The sequence below is a fragment of the Aliikangiella maris genome, assembly GCF_040719265.1.
GTDB classification, from domain to species: domain Bacteria; phylum Pseudomonadota; class Gammaproteobacteria; order Enterobacterales; family Kangiellaceae; genus Aliikangiella; species Aliikangiella maris.
In genome coordinates this window covers 1-18,023 of record NZ_JBFDAH010000002.1, presented here as the reverse complement: position 1 = coordinate 18,023, position 18,023 = coordinate 1, and the positions used below count along the sequence as shown (strand labels likewise).

Sequence of the window (18,023 nt, the reverse complement as noted above, 5' to 3'; positions counted from 1 at the left end):
AAATAGAAATTTTCGCTGGTTTACATGACGCAGGTTTGACGGATTTATGACAAAAATATTTCAGTCGTTAATTCTAACGACATTGCCATTGACTTTTGCGATTGTATTCATGTTAATTTTCAAACAAAATAACAAAGGTCAAAATAGACATTAATATTCAGTCGGGCCTATTTTTTGCTACAATCAACAAAAGTTTTACGGCTTATTATCAAAAGCCAAGATTAAAATCAGGATAAAGTTTAAAAATAAGATGTCAGGTGCAAATTTTTTATTATGAGTGATTTATTTTCGGGATTGCGTTCAACGACCGAAGTCTATCCGCAAACATTTTTGCTACCCAGCTTTACCCAAACAAAAATGCTGCGCCAACTCATCGTGACTATTATTAAACAAGCCCCTTTTCGCAAAATGGCGACACCTAACGGCCACTACACCAATATTCCACTAACAAACTGTGGCGACTGGGGATGGGTGTCTGATGAACAAGGTTATCGCTATAGCGAGACCGATCCTTTAACCGGCCATCCGTGGCCAACAATGCCTGACTATTTTTATCAATTGGCAAATAGTGCTGCTGCTGCAGTGGGCTTTAATAATTTTTCGGCCGATGCTTGCTTAATCAATCAATACAAAATTGGCTCGAAACTGGGATCGCATCAAGATAAAAATGAAAGAGACTTTACCCAGCCCATCGTCTCGGTTTCGATTGGATTGCCCGCCACCTTTCAAATATTTGGTCACCGGCGCAGTGGTAAGGCGGTTGAAATCAATCTATATGACGGTGATGTCATGGTTTGGGGTGGTCAATCGCGCATGATGTATCATGCGGTTAAAACAATCAAAGCCAACCCCAATAATCCAGCTCAACGTTATCGGTATAATATTACTTTTAGAAGCTCACAGTAGGTTCTAAGTTCTAAGTTTTAAATTTTAAGCTCTATGCCTATTTTAAAGTGACTCGATGTTCGCCCCATTGTCTTAATGCTTTAGTGTAATGAGAAATTTTATGATGGCTGATAAAACGGTTTTCTAAAGAAAAATTAAACCAAGGTTCATCTAACCACAACATAAAGCGCTGATAAACACTAAAGCTGTATCGCAACTTTGGTTGCCCGCTATCATAGATAATACGGCTGGGGTAACCAATTTGATCCATTTTTGCCATGTCGCGTAATAAGTCTGCAACCGCTTTTTGTCGTTTAGTCCCAATAAAACCAAGTAATCGCGAAAAATAATGCCAAATAAATCCTAATGCATGAACCATTGCCGGATTAGGGAGCAAAGGCACTGGGTCACGAGCATTCACAATACGATAAATTGGTGTTTTAATATGATCTTGAAAACTCGGCAGTCCAACCGCTGGCGCACCAAAAGTATAAGTGCTACCCCCGGTGTCGCTGGCATAAAAACGTGTGGCAATATGTGCTAATGCCCCTCCCAAACTATGCCCACCGATATGTAGTTTTAAATTTTTTACCTGCTCTAATGCCTGCATCACCTTAGGATGAACATCCATAAACTGATTCCAGAACCCCTGGTGGACCTGTGTTTTTATACCAAGTAAATCAACATCAATTAAACGTGCCGATATATCGGCTTTCACATCACCAAAACTTTCAGTCCCCCGATAAATTAAATAAGCATCCAAACCACGAGTTGCTAAAAAAGCCTGCGTTTCATTTTCATTAAAAGTTGCCAGCAGTTTAAATCCGTGAGCAACCAAGATTTTTTCAAATGCATTTCTTGCGACATGTTCACCAATTCGATGTCCACATAAAACCGCATCAGCAACCAACTTTAACTTATTAAATAGTGCCGGATTATCGACAATTGTTTTGGCAATATCTAAAAATTTATCTATCTGATGACCTCCTTCAAAAGGAAAATAACATAGCCGTGAAAGCTCTGCCATCAACCAAGCTTGTCGATCACTAAATGCTGACCGCATAACCGGAGGCTGCATAAGAAACTTTGACTGAAAATATTTTTGGCTTTCATCAATATTATTTAAAAGCGCATCTTTTTCTGTTGATTTCATCAATTCAGATAAAGGCTCAGCCGACTGATTAGTATTGGTTAACTGCGGTTGACTTGAAGCATTTGAATTATTTGTTGTATCAGTATTATTAGAATTATTGGTAGTCATAACCATTCCTTGATAAGTTGGTATTTATCTTATAGTAGACGCCCTCTTCTCATCAATCAATAGAAGCCAAATGCGAATTATCTTTTTTTAGATATCATAAATCCCCATAAACTCAATTAAAAACAAATAAAACCACTGTGAAAATTTTTAATAACAAGCAGAGTCGACAGACCAATAATTTTTACAAGTTAATTTATATCCTTCACATAAATCGGTTACAATAGAGAAAAATAGTGAATCTACACTTTTTAATTTATCTTGGACATTAGATAATGCCAATATAATCAGCTAAACAACATTTGAACAATATTAAATCAGTAATCATCAAACAGGATATAACAGACAGGACATAATATGTGCGGCGCAATTGGTAGAGTTTTTGATAATCCATTTGTTGAGTCATTATTAAAAACGCTTAACATCGATTTTCATTTAATTAATGAATATGATATTCGACCTACCATGACCGTGCCAATTGCGATTATGTCAAATGAGCAAGTTACTGGCGTACAAGCAAGCTGGTGGTTATTTCAATCGGCTACCGCCAACGGCTACACCTACAATAAAAACTATAAGAGCTTTAACACTCGCCAAGAAAAACTATTAACTAACCGCAAGCAAGATTTTCAAACTCAGCGCTGTATCATTCCGGCTAGTTGCTTTTATGAATGGAATAACCACCGCTACAAAATAGAACCACTGGATACTGCCATTGCATTTGGCGGTTTATATAAAACCTGGCCAATCACTCAAGCAACGCCAAAGCAACTCGATTTGCTTTCAGATATGGCGAATAATGAAGTCAGCTTTTCTCATCAAACAAGTCTCTTCAATGAAAGCGCCAATAAAAATTCAAATGAAAAAACGAGCGCGCTTCACTATTCCTGCTCAATTATAACCTTGCCCAGTATCGCTGAATTCAGCCATATTCATGCTAAATCGTTTCCGCTCATGCTCACAGAAGATGAAATAACCCCATGGCTTGATTCAAGTTTTAGTGACATCAATTATTGGCAATCAACATTAACGCCTAAAATTCGTTTTGATTTAAAAGTTACGCCTGTCGATCGTAAACGTCCTGAGGTTGCAATTGGCGAATCAACGATTATTAAAGCAACGCATTAACCGTTTAATCAGTTAATTACCGTTAATGAATAAACCCTAACCCGTTAGCCCAGATAAAATGAAAAAGACAACCTATCACATTGGCATTGACTTAGGCGGTACTAAAATTGAAATCGTCGCTTTAGATGCAAAAGGACAACTGCTTTTTAAAAAGCGTATCGACACTCCGCAAAACAATTATGCTTTAACGCTTCAATCAATTGTTCGTTTAATTCACATGCTGGAAACTCAGTTAGGTGGTCAAGGCACTATCGGTATTGGCACGCCCGGCAGTCCATCACAACAAACTCACTTAATGAAAAACTGCAATTCCACCTGCTTGAATGGAAAACCACTGCAACAAGATTTACAAAAAATGTTAGGTCGCTCTATCCGTTTAGCGAACGATGCCAATTGCTTTGCCCTTAGTGAAGCTACCGATGGCGCTGGCACCAATGCCGACAGTGTATTTGGTGTTATTTTGGGAACCGGTGTTGGCGGCGGTCTGGTGATTAATGGGCGCTTACATTTAGGGGTAAACCAGATTGCGGGCGAGTGGGGACACAATTTGATGCCCGCCCCCGCCATCAATCAACAACAGTCACGCGCTTGTTATTGTGGGCGAACCAACTGTGTTGAAACTTTTTTATCAGGTCCGGGGTTAGCTTTTACTTTTCGAGAATTAGGCGGTACCAATTTGAGCGCATCAGCCATAGCAGCAAAAGCAGAACAAGGTGACTCACTAGCCAACAAATGCTTAACGATTTATTTTAAGCAGTTAGCGTTTGCCTTAGCGCAAGTGGTTAATGTTTTTGATCCCTCCGTCATTGTTTTAGGCGGTGGAGTTTCAAATATAAAAAGTCTGTATGAGCAAGTTCCACGCTATTGGCAGCCGCATATTTTTAACGATGAGGTGCTTACCCAATTGAAGCCTGCAAAATTTGGTGATAGCAGCGGTGTGCGTGGTGCAGCCTGGTTATGGCAAAGCTAAAAATTCACTTAGCATTTTTGTTCACCGTAATGTATTCCACTTATCTCATAGTATGATTTTTATGCAATTAATCATTTGTTTTTTGCTGTTCTCTTTTATAATGGCGCAAAGGTTATTTTGACCTTTTTTTTCGCTCTTTAAAAAGCTACTATATAAATCAATCACTTAGCAACAAGCAAATTTATTTGGTATTTTTACAAAAATCCATCTATCCTACTGATTTTGCTAAGCTTATTCATTTTTTTGTGTAGTTCACTGCCGCACAGGCAGCTTAGAAAAAACATTGAAAAAGGTCGTAAAACATTTGCTTGTTCACTGCCGCACAGGCAGCTTAGAAAAAAAGTTCTCGCAATTTTCTCTATTGTTGATAGTTCACTGCCGCACAGGCAGCTTAGAAAAAGTAGAAACACTCCAAGTTTCACAGTGACCGGTTCACTGCCGCACAGGCAGCTTAGAAAGTTGATGAGTCTAAGTTAACAGCGCCATTAAAGTTCACTGCCGCACAGGCAGCTTAGAAAAGCGGCGTAGCTGGCTAAAAGTTGGAGCATAAGTTCACTGCCGCACAGGCAGCTTAGAAAAACAAAGCTGTATAAATCCCCTTTATTCAGACGTTCACTGCCGCACAGGCAGCTTAGAAAAATTGCGTATTAAATGCTCAGTGCCTTTTTTTGTTCACTGCCGCACAGGCAGCTTAGAAATGGCAAAAAACAGAATAGTGCTTGTTGTCAATGTTCACTGCCGCACAGGCAGCTTAGAAAATTTGATGCTGCTAAGTCTCCGCAAACATTTCGTTCACTGCCGCACAGGCAGCTTAGAAAATAAAATAAAAAGACTGAGTAACCCTAAACTAGTTCACTGCCGCACAGGCAGCTTAGAAAAAATGTAACGAAATAGCAGGCGCATACTATCCGTTCACTGCCGCACAGGCAGCTTAGAAAGTGGCAGCACAGCAGAAAGGGCATGATGGCGTGTTCACTGCCGCACAGGCAGCTTAGAAATTTCTTGTGGGTTAATGAAGAAAACCTACCTTGTTCACTGCCGCACAGGCAGCTTAGAAAAAAACCAAAAGTTCAGCAATCACCAACTGCTAGTTCACTGCCGCACAGGCAGCTTAGAAATCTTATTCTCGTCATCAGTTCAGCTCTGCGAAGTTCACTGCCGCACAGGCAGCTTAGAAATTTGTATGCTTCAATCATTGCTAACTCATCAGCGTTCACTGCCGCACAGGCAGCTTAGAAATAATTAAAACCTCTTCAGAGCCTTTTTCTAGCGTTCACTGCCGCACAGGCAGCTTAGAAAATCACTTGTTGCAATCATTGGCCGAGGGCTTTGTTCACTGCCGCACAGGCAGCTTAGAAATTTAAACCGGATTGGGTTCGACCATTGCCCCTGTTCACTGCCGCACAGGCAGCTTAGAAAAACTGCAGGTAATGGCATTTGCTACCCTCCTCGTTCACTGCCGCACAGGCAGCTTAGAAAATTTATTACGAGCCGAAAAAATTCACTTTTAAGTTCACTGCCGCACAGGCAGCTTAGAAAATTGATATCTGTTTGGCTTAACTTGCTTGTACGTTCACTGCCGCACAGGCAGCTTAGAAACACAGAAACAACTACAGCTTTAACAGAGCAAGGTTCACTGCCGCACAGGCAGCTTAGAAATTGAAACCCTGCTTGATATAACATTAATATTAGTTCACTGCCGCACAGGCAGCTTAGAAAAGAGACTCATTTTTACATTTATGATTTAAGCAGTTCACTGCCGCACAGGCAGCTTAGAAAAAACCGTCAGGCGAGCAACCAACATAGTTCATGTTCACTGCCGCACAGGCAGCTTAGAAATGGTTAACCAGGTTGTTGCCCACTTGCCGAGTGTTCACTGCCGCACAGGCAGCTTAGAAATCCATGCTCGGTAAGTCTTCAAACTCATCAGCGTTCACTGCCGCACAGGCAGCTTAGAAAAAAAGCGAGACCTAAGCCCCAAGAACCTAAAAGTTCACTGCCGCACAGGCAGCTTAGAAAAGTCTTCTGATATGCCCCTCACAGATAACAATGTTCACTGCCGCACAGGCAGCTTAGAAACACAAAAGTATTTAATTAAAACACAATAATATATAAAACTTTCATGCTATTAAGTGATCAGATTTATCGCCATACCCCCTCTGTTTTTTATTTGTGAAATAAATCACATCATAATTAAAAACCAAACAATATCTCAATTTATTAATAGCCCCACTAGACCTACCTGTTAGACTGTAGCAAAAAATAAACAAGGAAAAGGAAATAAGTTAATGAGCTACAACCGTATGGTTTCTAATCCATCTGACACGCAACAACGTGCTTGGCAAACACTGACTTGGGAGCAAACCAAGCAACACCTTTCTAGCCTTGACCGAAAATTAACTGAAACCGCCAATCAATATGGTCAACAACTCAATAACATCAAATTTACCCGACAAGCAGTAGATACCTTAAGTGCCTTAAATGAGTTTGACCGAATGATGGTGCTGAAAGACTGTAAAGCATTATCTAAAAATCCGCAAAACCCTAAATCTAGAAAAAATCGTTATATTCCCTATCTTCGATTTATTAAAAGTCAGTATGGTTTTGGCAATTATCATTATAAGATTCGGTATTTGTTGACCGAGGGGAATAAGGTGGTGATTGATGATTTTGTTGTTGATGAAAAATATCTTGGTCATAAAAATCCATCAAGATTAGAAAGAACTGCCATTTATTTAGTTAGAAGGGCTAATAAATCAAAGAGAATTCATAAGGATTTGCATTACAAAGAGCTTGAATCTTTGCATGAAGGTTGGAATACTGAGCATGTCGAGCCGGTTACAAATATTTCGGGAAATTTTGCTGCAGTTAATGGGATGAATAATAGTTTAAAAAAAGCTATGTGGCTAATGGGTGTTCATTTAGATTGGGCTTATCAAAATCACCAATTTGATAGTTATTATTTAGTGCACAATCCTTCTGAAGATACAATTCATGATTTGTGGGAGTGTGGATGGGATAAATCTTTCACTAGCTTAAATGCTAATCATTTATCAGCTATTATGGTAAAAGCAGCTAAAGTTGGAATTCCTATTAAGTGGGTTGCACACAGTCAAGGTGGAATAATCTTGTTAAGAGCGTTAAAAGTAATTAATGAAAGAACAAATATAAGCTATCACATCAGCAAGCTTCTCTCCATTCAATTGGAAGTAACTTAATTGAAACTCAAAAATGGGCTAATAAAGTCGGCTTAAAGATAAATGGATATAATAGCAACCCTTTTGATCTTGTTCCAAATATTGCTGGTGCGAATGATTTAAGCTTAGGATCTATTGATAGAAGTTTACGGTTCCTTCCTAGTTTATTTGGCAACGACTCTGGTATTAGTCCACATACTTTACCGTTTATGGGGATTCAGACTTACTACCGGCATTTAAAAGAATCAGGCAAAAATAATAGAGCTTCTTGGGTAAGAAACTACATGAACAAAAACGATATACAAATTATAGGTTAAAATATATTGATTTTAAAAACAGCTAAAAAATGGCCTAGCATACTAGGTATAACACAAGGAGGTGCAAAGTTTGATAAATTAAGCTCTTATTCAACGAGCTTGTCAGGAATAAATTTGAGCTATCAACTACCTGAATCAGTTTTAGGGGAATATAGCCTTATCTTACCACCAGAAAATCTTGAGTTAGCATCTATTGACTGGGAAGAAGGTGAAAAGAGTGCAACACAATTTTTTAAAGCATTTAGAATATCTAGAAATACATGGTGGTACTGGGGAAATTTCTTTAAAAGCTTGTTTGAACCTATTGGTAATATTCGAATGGAATGGCAAGTTTCAAAAATTGATCCAAAGTACAACATTGAAATAAACGATTCTCAAAGCGTACTAGCCTATTTAAAAGCATATATTTATGATTTATATGAAGGTAAAAATGGTATCAATGAAGAAATCAGGAAACACTGTTATGACTTCTATGTTAAAAATGGCAGTTACCCCGCGGAACACTACAAAGATGAAATAGCGGAAATGGTTCAAAGAAAATCTAAAAAGATACCTGATAATTTTAAAATGAAGAACATTCACAATGTTAACTGGGTTAGTTTTAGTGTTGATAACTCTGATCCAATATATTTTCATATCACTTCACTAAATGATAATTATTTAATTATAAATTTAGCAAAATTGTCTAGTGACTTTCAAGAAACCCAATATCGCTGGTTTAATGAAGCCATCCAAATTATCGACTTTGTTATGAGTTCAGTTAAGTTAGAATGATCATCAAAACAACCAAAAAATGGCCTAGTCTCCTTGGGTTCACCCAAGGAGGCGCAATATTTTCAACAAGAAAGAGCTATTCAACTTCTTTATCAGGCATTCATTTTTCTTTTCAATTTCCAAGCTTAACATTAGGAAACGATAATCTCATTCCCCCCAAAAATCATTGGATATTACCGAAGTCAATAACCAGCCAAATTTCTTTTTCATTTTACAAATCGCCAACTGAGCAAAGATAAGCGAATGCTCTAATTTTTTAAATTTTTAATCAAACAACTTACCCTTTTCATTCCTTTAACTTTTAACTTTTCACTTTTTTAACCTTTCAATCGCTTCCTTAAATTTGTTTGCCAGCTCTTGTGCTTTATTATCATCGCTGGCAGCAATCATTTTAAATGCACCAACATAACCAACAACTTTGCCACGATTACCCAGACTTTTTTGTGCTAACTTAACAGGATCAGAACCCAGTTCATAGGTAATACCCAGTTTACTTAAAACATGTTTTGCCAGCTTTTCCGGTGTCGAAAATGCTTCGACCGATAAATCAAACTGATCAACAAAAAATAGCATAAGCGAATAATAATCAGAGGAATTTATCTAAGTATAGTCAAAATAAAAAAAGACTGAATTAACAAATAGATTAACTAGCCACACACGGCAAAAAAATTTTTGTTTCCCAAACTTGAAAACTCGTATTTAACAAACGCAATACCAATAACAGGCAATAAAAAAATACCAGCTAACGCTGGTATTTTTTAATCAAGCTGCTCATAAGCTTCAGAGGGGATATCAGCGTTACTATAGACATTTTGCGTATCATCTAAATCTTCAAGTCGGTCAATCAACTTGATAACTTTAACTGCGGTATCGACATCAAGTTCAGTCTGGGTTGAAGGTAACATGGTAATTTCACTTTGTTCAGGCACCAGCGAACTGGCAACCAAAGCATCTTTAACCGTCATAAACTCTTCTGGAGCAGTTAACACCTCAAAAGAACCATCATCGTGAGTCACAATGTCTTCGGCTCCTGCTTCAAGAGCCTCTTCCATTAGAGTGTCCTCTTCAATTTCCGATGAAAATACCAACTGACCTTTGCGCTCAAATAAATAAGCCACCGATCCGGATGTCCCTAGTTCACAGCCAGCCTTGGTAAACGCATGACGAACTTCTGCAACCGTACGGTTCTTATTATCGGTCAAACAATCAACCAAAATCGCTACACCACCAGGCCCATAGCCTTCGTATACCAGATTTTCATAGTTATCGGTATCGCTGTTACCTGCGCCGCGAGCAATCGCTTTATCAATAGTGTCGCGCTTCATATTTGCACCTAACGCTTTGTCAATAACCGCTCGTAATGATGGATTATCTTCGGGGTTAGGGCCGCCAGTTTTGGCTGCAACGACAATTTCACGAATTATTTTAGTAAATATTTTGCCACGCTTTGCATCTTGTGCGGCTTTGCGGTGTTTTATGTTCGCCCATTTACTATGACCTGCCATTGTGAAACTCCAATAAATCGATGGTTAATTACGCTATATGTTATCTCTAATTACGCTAATTCTTTGATTAAGTTCGTTGTTTATTCTGAATCTTTATTTTTTGCTGTAGAAGCAATCGACAGCTCATCGAGCTGACTCTTTGAAACGACCGAAGGTGCCGATGTTAACGGACAACTTGCCGTCGTTGTTTTAGGAAACGCAATGACATCGCGAATCGATGATGCGCCAACCATTAACATCACCAGCCGGTCCAGACCGAAGGCAATTCCACCATGTGGAGGACAGCCAAATTTAAGCGCTTCAAGTAAAAAGCCAAATTTTTCTTCAGCTTCTTGCTTTTCAATACCCAAAATGTCAAATACCGCCGCTTGAATTGACTGGTTATGAATACGTACAGAGCCACCACCTACTTCACAGCCATTGAGCACCATATCGTAGGCCCGAGAAAGTGTTTTTGTTGGTTCAGCTCTCAAGCGTTCAGCGTCATTTTCTTTGGGTGCAGTAAATGGATGATGTAATGCATGTAACTGACCGTTTTCCATTTCAAACATGGGAAAGTCAACTACCCACAGAGGCTTCCAACACTGCGCTACCAGGCCTCGATCTTCGGCAACTTTCAAACGGAGCGCGCCTAATGCATCGGTGACCACTTTGGCAGTATCGGCACCAAATAGTAATATATCACCCGCATTTGCAGCAGTGCGTTCAATAATCTGGTTCACCAGTTCATCAGTTAAAAACTTACCAACCGGTGATTGAATACCTTCAAGCCCTTTACCTGGTTCATTAACTTTAATCCACGCCAGACCTTTAGCGCCATATCGTCCAGCGTAAGCTTCATAATCACTAATCTGTTTTCGACTGAGCTCTGCTCCACCCGGTATGCAAATGACTGCGACTCGTCCGTTTTCGTCATTGGCAGGTCCCGAAAAGACTTTAAACTCGACAGTTTTGAGTAAATCGGCAACATCAACCAGTTCAATCGCTACACGTAAATCAGGTTTGTCACTACCAAATCGTCGCATTGCTTCGGCATAAGGCATGCGAGGAAAATCTCCCAAATCGACATCGAGGCATTCACTAAATATTTGCCGAATCATTGATTCCATCAATCCCATAATGGCTTCTTCGTCCATAAACGATGTTTCAATATCTAGCTGGGTAAATTCGGGCTGACGATCGGCACGTAAGTCTTCATCACGAAAACAACGAACAACCTGATAATAGCGGTCAAATCCGCTCATCATTAATAGCTGTTTAAAAAGCTGTGGTGATTGAGGCAGTGCAAAAAATGCGCCTTTATTGGTACGGCTAGGGACTAAATAATCACGCGCACCTTCAGGTGTTGCTTTAGTCAGTATAGGGGTTTCAATATCAACAAAGTTTTCATTTTCAAGAAAATCACGCAGTTTTTTTACAATTTTATTGCGAAATAACAGCTTTTGTTGCATTTCTGGACGACGCAAATCCAAATAACGATATTTCAGGCGCAGCTCTTCTGAGACTTCTTCATGCTCGTCAATCATAATGGGCGGTGTGGCAGCCGTATTAAGTACATTTAATTCGCTCGCCAAAATTTCAATCGTGCCAGTTTCCATATCACGGTTGACCATATTTTCCGGTCGGTTACGCAGTGTTCCGCAAATAGTAACGACAAACTCACTGCGTAAACCTTCTGCTTGAGCAAATAACGCCTTTTGGTCGGGTTCAATCACCACTTGAACAATTCCGCTACGATCTCTAATTTGCAGAAAGATTAACCCGCCCAAGTCTCGGCGACGATGGACCCATCCTGCAATTTGTACCGATTCTCCAGCAGTAACCGATAGCAGTTCGCGACAATAATGGCTGCGCATAAGTAATTTCCTAAATTTATCTGACCCAGTTATATTTTGACCAGAAGTGGTCGCCAGTAGAGGTTCAAACCTCTCAGAAAACCGCGTATATTAATGGATAGCGCGTTCAAAGTCGATGCCTTGATCGAACTCCTGGTAATATGTCTGTTTATCTTTAAATCTTGCGGTTAATTCAATGAAATATGGATGCTACCCTGCGTTTTTATCATTTCAGCTAAAGACCTGAACAACGCTTTAAGCAAAAGGCTAACAAGTAGCTTATTTGGCCAGATTTTGGCGCTTGGCTATTTATCAAGAAAGTGACTACATTGAAGCGAATCACTTAAGGTCGACAAAAGTGTGCGTTTCAATGGCGTAATATCTCATTTCAAATATCAGAAGCAGCGTTTTATCACTAAAATCCACTTTTAAAACATTCATACTGGCAAAATCCCTATAAATCACCTATTTATTATCTTATAAAAATCAATAGGTGATAGAGATGGCGAGTTCAAATAAAGCGGCCGAAACCTTTATTTCGGTTGCACATGTTGCTTCTGAATTATTTAGAGCCCAATCAATTGCCGAGGAACTATCAATAACCTCTAAAAATGCCAGGGCACTTGCAGTCAGAGCGGGTTCAACCGCTGCGGGCTTTAATGAAATTACCCGTTTTATTGAAGGCTTATCAAAACTGACTATCGATGCGGCTAGAAAAGTCAATATTATTGCCATATCACAAACGAAAATTGCATCCGATCTGTTTCGTTCACAAGGGTTTATTTCGCGGCTTGATGTCGTACGTAATTCATCGGCGGATAAGGTTAATCAGTTGTTGCCAATTTATTCCGAAGTGAATCATAAGCGTACGGAGCTCGATAAAAGTATCAGTTCTGGCTTACGCGAGCTGGTTGATCGACTTGATGAAACCAAAATGGAGCTTCGAGCAACACAAGTCGTATCAGTGGTTTCTCGAGTTGAAGCTTCGCGTGCACACGAAGACTTTCAAAACTCACTGAACTCCGTGGCCGACAAGGTTTCTAGTGCAGGACAACGCATTAACAAGCATTTAGAAAATGCGCGAAGACATTTGGCTTATTTACAATACTAAATTGACACTTTTTATTTGCTGTTGAGCAACTTTCTTTGTAGTAAAAATCTTTTTTGAAGTAGACAGGATTTTATTTAGCGCGGATAAAACTCAGTAAAAGTTTTTTCATTTAAACGACAATAATCGAAAACCGAAAAAAGGAATCAGCATGAAAGCGATTTCACTCTACCAAAAAGGCAGTCATCAGTGGCTTTGTTTTGGGCGTGACCCCGACAAAGACGAAAGAATTATTGATACCAACCAATATATGATTATGAATAATGATCAAAGTGTAATTCTTGATCCGGGCGGTATTGAACTATTCTCACAAATGTTAACCTCAGTACTACGCTATACGACACTCGATAATATTAAAGCCATTTTTGCCTCTCATCAGGATCCCGATATTATTTCTTCTTTGGGGCTTTGGGATCAGTGTTTAAAAAACACTAAACTCCACTCTCCCTGGATCTGGGAGTCTTTTATTCGTCACTTTGGTATGAACAATATTGAATATGAGCCAATTGCTGATGAAGGTGGAGAGTTGGCCTTAGGAAATATAACACTCGACTTTATTCCCGCACATTATTTGCATTCATCGGGCAACTTTAACGTTTATGATAAAGAGGCCAAAATTCTAATGAGCGGCGATATTGGTGCTGGATTAATCCAACCCGATGCACCCTTTTTTGTTGAAGATTTTGAAGCGCATATTCCAACCATGGAATTTTTTCATCGACGCTGGATGCCTTCAAATAAAGCCAAGGATCAATGGATTAATCGAGTCAGAAAGTTAGATATCGAACTTATGGCGCCACAACACGGTGCAATTTTTAAGGGAGAAATGGTGCAGGTTTTTCTCGACTGGTTTGAGCGACTTGATGTTGGAATCGCTAGTAATTAATTTTTATTTAAATGCAGCTTAGTGATATATTGCTCCTGTCAGGTTTAACGTGCAGGAGCTTTTTTCTTTATAGCAATTTATATTGGCTATTGTTCATCATTAAAAAATAGATTTAGTTAACGCACTAAAACCTGATCGCCTAACGCAGCATTATTTGACTCATCCGTTTCAACCACCGCTTGATTATAATCAACAATTGCTCCCCAATAATAAAAGCCGCCGGTAATGTTAACGGGCACATACACATCTGCCCAAAAGCGCAGTGTTTGACCAGCCTGCAAACCATTGGGACAAAAACCACCAATTTGAATATCATCGGTTGTGATGGTCGCATCTTCTGACAAATACCAACCAACTAAATACGGACATTCGGGTAATACTTCACCAGTAACCAAAATTCGACCAGGTGCAGCATCAGGACCATTGTTGGTTAAGTAAGTATCAATGCGATGATAACTTCCCGGTTCAACACGCGATTTATTTTGGTTTCCTTCAACTTCACCAAGTGCTATGGTTAAATCAAAGTCATCTGCTTGAACAAGGGTTCCACCAAGTACTGTTAAACCGGTTAATAACGCAATACATTTTTTTTGAATTGCCATCACTTTTTCCTTTTTTTATTTTTTGAAAATGATATGTGAAAGAAATATTAAACAAGAAAAAATTCCAGAAAAGGAATCGAGAACACCATACGGGAATTACCTCGACAATTGAATTATCCCGCTACTTTTCCTTATCCTGATAAAAATAATCTTTTTTATCTAATGAGGCATTAGAAATATACTGATGTACCTTTGCTTGCTTTAAGGGTAAAACCGTCTCGCCATGTTGCAGGCTTAATAATACCTGGCGCTCATCGGGTGCCTCATCAATGGTAATGTTTAACCAAATCGGATTATTGGCGGTGGCAGGTGCTTGCGCATGTAGTTGCTCAAAGAGTGGAATAATTTCATTCGATTCCAAAAACACTTCGTGCAATGCCGGTTCGCCATAAGGCGGCATCCATGTGTAACGAAACGTCACCGGAACCGCACGCGTTTGCTCGGCGATTTCTGTCGATAAAGGGTAGAAAAAATAATCCATTTCTCCATTAAAATACTCAATCGAGTTCATCAACTTGGGGACCCGATTGGGCGTAATAAAACGCGGCTGCCAATGATAACGTCGCTGATAACGTGACCATAAACCCAGTGGAACGCCATAGTGTTTTAAATAGTCGCGTTGTGCTTCGTTGGTAGTTTCCTCAATGATGTTATTAATATAGTCTAAACGGCCACTCTCATCCGTTTTTGACAGTGCCGACCAAGGCAAATCAACCTTGTCAGCCTGACCAAAAAATACCTGGGTAATTTTATCAGCCCCCTGTAACCAAACAGCAACCTCTCCACCAGGAGCAACCCCTAAATTAATCTTTCGATAGGTTTCTTGTCGCTGACCTTTTAAACTATAAAAACCCGCTTGAAAATAAGCCAGTATTTCATCATAAGGCAGCGCAAAGCGCCCCTGATAAAACGCATCTTCCGTATAAGAGTAAAAACGCACCGACACATGCGTGGGTAAAGCTTTATAATCGGCACCAACCACATAAGTAGAATCCCCCATCCCCCAACCACCAAATAAAACTCGCCGATCGGGAATAAACAATGAGCTACCATCTACCAGTTCAAAGTCTCCTTTAATAATTTGCATCGGAAACCCTTCCGGTCCGCTGTCTGAGGCCAGCCAGTTAAATTTTGTTTTTTTCATTGGTGTTTCACGACACCCCATCATAAAAGCCAGTAATCCCATTATCGCAATAACCTTTAACCCTTGCTCCCTTTTCCAAACCACAATTGAATTATCCCGCTACTTTTCCTTATCCTGATAAAAATAATCTTTATCATCTAGTGATACATTAGAAATATACTGATGTACCTTTGCTTGCTTTAAGGGTAAAACCGTCTCGCCATGCTGCAAGCTTAATAATACCTGGCGCTCATCGGGTGCCTCATCAATGGTAATGTTTAACCAAATCGGATTATTGGCGGTGGCAGGTGCTTGCGCATGTAGTTGCTCAAAGAGTGGAATAATTTCATTCGATTCCAAAAACACTTCGTGCAATGCCGGTTCGCCATAAGGCGGCAGCCATGTATAACTGAACATCACCGGAATCGCACGCGTTTGCTCGGCGATTTCTGTCGATAACGGATAAAACAGATAGTCCTTTTCACCATTAAAATAACGGATACTATCAATTAACTTGGGAACTCGATTGGGTGTAATAAAACGCGGCTGCCAATGATAACGTCGCTGATAACGTGACCATAAACCCAGTGGAACGCCATAGTGTTTTAAATAGTCGCGTTGTGCTTCGTTGGTAGTTTCCTCAATGATGTTATTAATATAGTCTAAACGGCCACTCTCATCCGTTTTTGACAGTGCCGACCAAGGCAAATTAACCTTGTCAGCCTGACCAAAAAATACCTGGGTAATTTTATTGACACCTTCTAACCATACAGCGACTTCACCACCAGGAGCCACACCCATAGTAATTGCGTTATAGGTTTCTTGCCGCTGACCTTTTACACTATAAAAACCCGCTTGAAAATAAGCCAGTATTTCATCATAGGGCAGCGCAAAGCGCCCCTGATAAAATGCATCTTCCGTATAAGAGTAAAAACGCACCGACACATGCGTGGGCAAAGCTTTATAATCGGCACCAACCACATGGGTTGATTGACCTGGGCCCCAGCCTCTTCTTAATACACGGCGATCTGGAATATACAACGAACTGCCATCTACCAGTTCAAAGTCTCCTTTAATAATTTGCATCGGAAACCCTTCCGGTCCGCTGTCTGAGGCCAGCCAGTCAAATTTTGTTTTTTTCATTGGTGTTTCTCCACAACCCATTAAAATAAGTAAAATAACCCCCACCCAACGCCTGTAATGTCGCGCCAGCCAGCCAATACACCGGATTCCATAAGCCGGTTGTTGATTTTCTTTTAGCAATAAAGTCATGCCTAACGCTATCACTTGCCTAACCCGCATATATCTTTCGCCCTCGCTTACTACTTTTTATATTGGGCTTATTTGCCGCAATTAATCCGCCAACCAGCGTATAGTGTGCCGAATAATGACAATAATCATGGCGCAGCCAGCGCAGCCAGTCGGGATTATTCCGCTGAAACCAGTGACTTAAGCAAGAATGATTATTTTGCGCATAACTTAATAGCGAATCATACACAGGCATTAAACGAGAGGGAATTGACTCTTCTTGTATACTTGATAAAAACACCATGCCCGCTGCTTTAGCAAATTCGGCCATAATATGCAGTGGAATTTTATCATAGTCATGGCGGATGTGGCGGCGTGTCACCAGCAGCTTATTTTTAGCAGGCGGCGGCGGGATCCCTTGATGATAACTCATTGGTGACAGATTATATTGGGGCGGCGAGCTGATAGCGATTTCATTGGGATAATACCAGCCTTCATCAATGAGTTGAGCGCGATCTTGCTCTAGCGCAGAGTGACTATATGCGTGATTAATTTCTAATTCAACTTCATCACTGCTGGGGGCATAACTGCCACCAATATCCGAATGCACGCCGGGCAAAAATATCTCTTTGCCGCGACTACCCGCACTTTTTATATTGGTGAGGGAAAAATTAGCGCGGTGCTCATCGGCCGCCACCAGATGTATCACCTTTTTTACCGCCACATGGCTAATGGCATCGAGCTTTAATGAACGCGTGTCATTGGCATGTGACAAGCCTTCGGAGGCCACCGTATCGTATAATCCCACAAAGGCAACACTTAAATTAGCGGTAGCAATTTGGTAACTTTCGGCTCTTAGCCGATGTAACAGCTTTTTAACCACCACCGCTTGATAAATATAATAACGCGCCGCCGCCGCGCCGCGACTAAAGCCAAAAACATCAATCTCCAGTTTATCAATTACCACTTCTTTCCCATCGATTGCTTTTGTAATCTTCACTAGTGTTTTAGTAATCCCTTTTTCAACCTTTTTTTTCACCCCGGTACTTTGCGTGCCAAAGGCATAACCCACCGTGCTGTCTTTTTCTAAATCTCGAGTACCAATTCCTTCAATATAAACACTTAAACTATGTTCAAATTTAGGTGAGACATCGACATAATGTTCCATTTTAGCCACATTGGTTATT

Annotated in this window: 15 protein-coding genes and 1 CRISPR repeat array; of the genes, 7 read left to right on the top strand and 8 right to left on the bottom strand. The window is 40.0% G+C overall.

The features are described from left to right. Nucleotides 1–273: 273 nt before the first annotated feature. A complete protein-coding gene (locus ABVT42_RS02220) occupies nt 274–906 on the top strand; it encodes an alpha-ketoglutarate-dependent dioxygenase AlkB (protein ID WP_353873473.1) in 633 nt (210 codons plus the stop codon). Nucleotides 907–943: 37 nt separating this feature from the next. On the opposite strand, the gene ABVT42_RS02215 is transcribed toward ABVT42_RS02220, so the two are convergent. Continuing rightward, nucleotides 944–2,146, bottom strand: a complete 1,203-nt coding sequence (locus ABVT42_RS02215) for a lipase family protein (protein ID WP_353873472.1) — start codon at nt 2,144–2,146, stop codon at nt 944–946. 354 nt (nt 2,147–2,500) lie between these two features. Here ABVT42_RS02215 and ABVT42_RS02210 point away from each other — a divergent pair, with 354 nt between their 5' ends. The 4 genes from ABVT42_RS02210 to ABVT42_RS02195 all read left to right on the top strand — a co-directional run bounded on the left by ABVT42_RS02210 (nt 2,501) and on the right by ABVT42_RS02195 (nt 8,529). After that, nucleotides 2,501–3,271 (top strand): SOS response-associated peptidase family protein, encoded by a 771-nt coding sequence (locus ABVT42_RS02210; RefSeq protein WP_353873471.1) that lies wholly within the window; start codon nt 2,501–2,503, stop codon nt 3,269–3,271. 58 nt (nt 3,272–3,329) lie between these two features. Continuing rightward, a complete protein-coding gene (locus ABVT42_RS02205) occupies nt 3,330–4,241 on the top strand; it encodes an ROK family protein (RefSeq protein WP_353873469.1) in 912 nt (303 codons plus the stop codon). Nucleotides 4,242–4,491: 250 nt separating this feature from the next. After that, nucleotides 4,492–6,320: a CRISPR direct-repeat array (repeat unit 28 nt; unit sequence GTTCACTGCCGCACAGGCAGCTTAGAAA). Between the two features lie 209 nt (nt 6,321–6,529). After that, entirely contained in the window at nt 6,530–7,459 is a 930-nt protein-coding gene (locus ABVT42_RS02200) for a hypothetical protein (RefSeq protein ID WP_353873468.1), read from the top strand. Between the two features lie 302 nt (nt 7,460–7,761). After that, nucleotides 7,762–8,529, top strand: coding sequence for a hypothetical protein (locus ABVT42_RS02195; protein ID WP_353873467.1), 768 nt, complete (start codon nt 7,762–7,764; stop codon nt 8,527–8,529). A gap of 309 nt (nt 8,530–8,838) precedes the next feature. Here the strand turns inward: ABVT42_RS02195 and ABVT42_RS02190 are convergent, their stop codons facing one another. The 3 genes from ABVT42_RS02190 to aspS all read right to left on the bottom strand — a co-directional run bounded on the left by ABVT42_RS02190 (nt 8,839) and on the right by aspS (nt 11,890). Beyond that, nucleotides 8,839–9,102, bottom strand: a complete 264-nt coding sequence (locus ABVT42_RS02190; protein ID WP_353873466.1) for a hypothetical protein — start codon at nt 9,100–9,102, stop codon at nt 8,839–8,841. Between the two features lie 185 nt (nt 9,103–9,287). Further along, the gene (locus tag ABVT42_RS02185) at nt 9,288–10,034 is read right to left on the bottom strand and encodes a YebC/PmpR family DNA-binding transcriptional regulator (RefSeq protein WP_353873465.1); all 747 of its coding nucleotides are present in this window, start codon (nt 10,032–10,034) and stop codon (nt 9,288–9,290) included. 80 nt (nt 10,035–10,114) lie between these two features. Then, nucleotides 10,115–11,890, bottom strand: a complete 1,776-nt coding sequence (gene aspS, locus ABVT42_RS02180) for an aspartate--tRNA ligase (protein ID WP_353873464.1) — start codon at nt 11,888–11,890, stop codon at nt 10,115–10,117. 481 nt (nt 11,891–12,371) lie between these two features. Here aspS and ABVT42_RS02175 point away from each other — a divergent pair, with 481 nt between their 5' ends. Both ABVT42_RS02175 and ABVT42_RS02170 read left to right on the top strand, forming a co-directional pair. After that, entirely contained in the window at nt 12,372–12,980 is a 609-nt protein-coding gene (locus tag ABVT42_RS02175) for a hypothetical protein (RefSeq protein WP_353873463.1), read from the top strand. A gap of 148 nt (nt 12,981–13,128) precedes the next feature. Further along, nucleotides 13,129–13,863 (top strand): oxygen-binding di-iron domain-containing protein, encoded by a 735-nt coding sequence (locus tag ABVT42_RS02170; RefSeq protein WP_353873462.1) that lies wholly within the window; start codon nt 13,129–13,131, stop codon nt 13,861–13,863. 116 nt (nt 13,864–13,979) lie between these two features. Here the strand turns inward: ABVT42_RS02170 and ABVT42_RS02165 are convergent, their stop codons facing one another. From ABVT42_RS02165 to ABVT42_RS02150, 4 genes are all read right to left on the bottom strand, one after another. Further along, nucleotides 13,980–14,465 (bottom strand): hypothetical protein, encoded by a 486-nt coding sequence (locus ABVT42_RS02165; RefSeq protein ID WP_353873461.1) that lies wholly within the window; start codon nt 14,463–14,465, stop codon nt 13,980–13,982. Nucleotides 14,466–14,586: 121 nt separating this feature from the next. Beyond that, entirely contained in the window at nt 14,587–15,693 is a 1,107-nt protein-coding gene (locus ABVT42_RS02160) for a DUF2931 family protein (RefSeq protein ID WP_367023393.1), read from the bottom strand. Nucleotides 15,694–15,708: 15 nt separating this feature from the next. Beyond that, nucleotides 15,709–16,890, bottom strand: a complete 1,182-nt coding sequence (locus ABVT42_RS02155; protein WP_367023392.1) for a DUF2931 family protein — start codon at nt 16,888–16,890, stop codon at nt 15,709–15,711. Then, nucleotides 16,880–18,023: T6SS phospholipase effector Tle1-like catalytic domain-containing protein (locus ABVT42_RS02150; RefSeq protein ID WP_367023391.1), on the bottom strand; the 1,144-nt coding region annotated here is incomplete at its 5' end. The genes ABVT42_RS02155 and ABVT42_RS02150, both read right to left, overlap by 11 nt.

Bases quoted from the DNA above. Each gene is read 5' to 3' on its own strand.
- ABVT42_RS02220 (WP_353873473.1), top strand. From the start codon at position 274: ATGAGTGATTTATTTTCGGGATTGCGTTCAACGACCGAAGTCTATCCG.
- ABVT42_RS02215 (WP_353873472.1), bottom strand. From the start codon at position 2,146: ATGACTACCAATAATTCTAATAATACTGATACAACAAATAATTCAAAT.
- ABVT42_RS02210 (WP_353873471.1), top strand. From the start codon at position 2,501: ATGTGCGGCGCAATTGGTAGAGTTTTTGATAATCCATTTGTTGAGTCA.
- ABVT42_RS02205 (WP_353873469.1), top strand. From the start codon at position 3,330: ATGAAAAAGACAACCTATCACATTGGCATTGACTTAGGCGGTACTAAA.
- ABVT42_RS02200 (WP_353873468.1), top strand. From the start codon at position 6,530: ATGAGCTACAACCGTATGGTTTCTAATCCATCTGACACGCAACAACGT.
- ABVT42_RS02190 (WP_353873466.1), bottom strand. From the start codon at position 9,102: ATGCTATTTTTTGTTGATCAGTTTGATTTATCGGTCGAAGCATTTTCG.
- ABVT42_RS02185 (WP_353873465.1), bottom strand. From the start codon at position 10,034: ATGGCAGGTCATAGTAAATGGGCGAACATAAAACACCGCAAAGCCGCA.
- aspS (WP_353873464.1), bottom strand. From the start codon at position 11,890: ATGCGCAGCCATTATTGTCGCGAACTGCTATCGGTTACTGCTGGAGAA.
- ABVT42_RS02175 (WP_353873463.1), top strand. From the start codon at position 12,372: ATGGCGAGTTCAAATAAAGCGGCCGAAACCTTTATTTCGGTTGCACAT.
- ABVT42_RS02170 (WP_353873462.1), top strand. From the start codon at position 13,129: ATGAAAGCGATTTCACTCTACCAAAAAGGCAGTCATCAGTGGCTTTGT.
- ABVT42_RS02165 (WP_353873461.1), bottom strand. From the start codon at position 14,465: ATGGCAATTCAAAAAAAATGTATTGCGTTATTAACCGGTTTAACAGTA.
- ABVT42_RS02155 (WP_367023392.1), bottom strand. From the start codon at position 16,890: ATGCGGGTTAGGCAAGTGATAGCGTTAGGCATGACTTTATTGCTAAAA.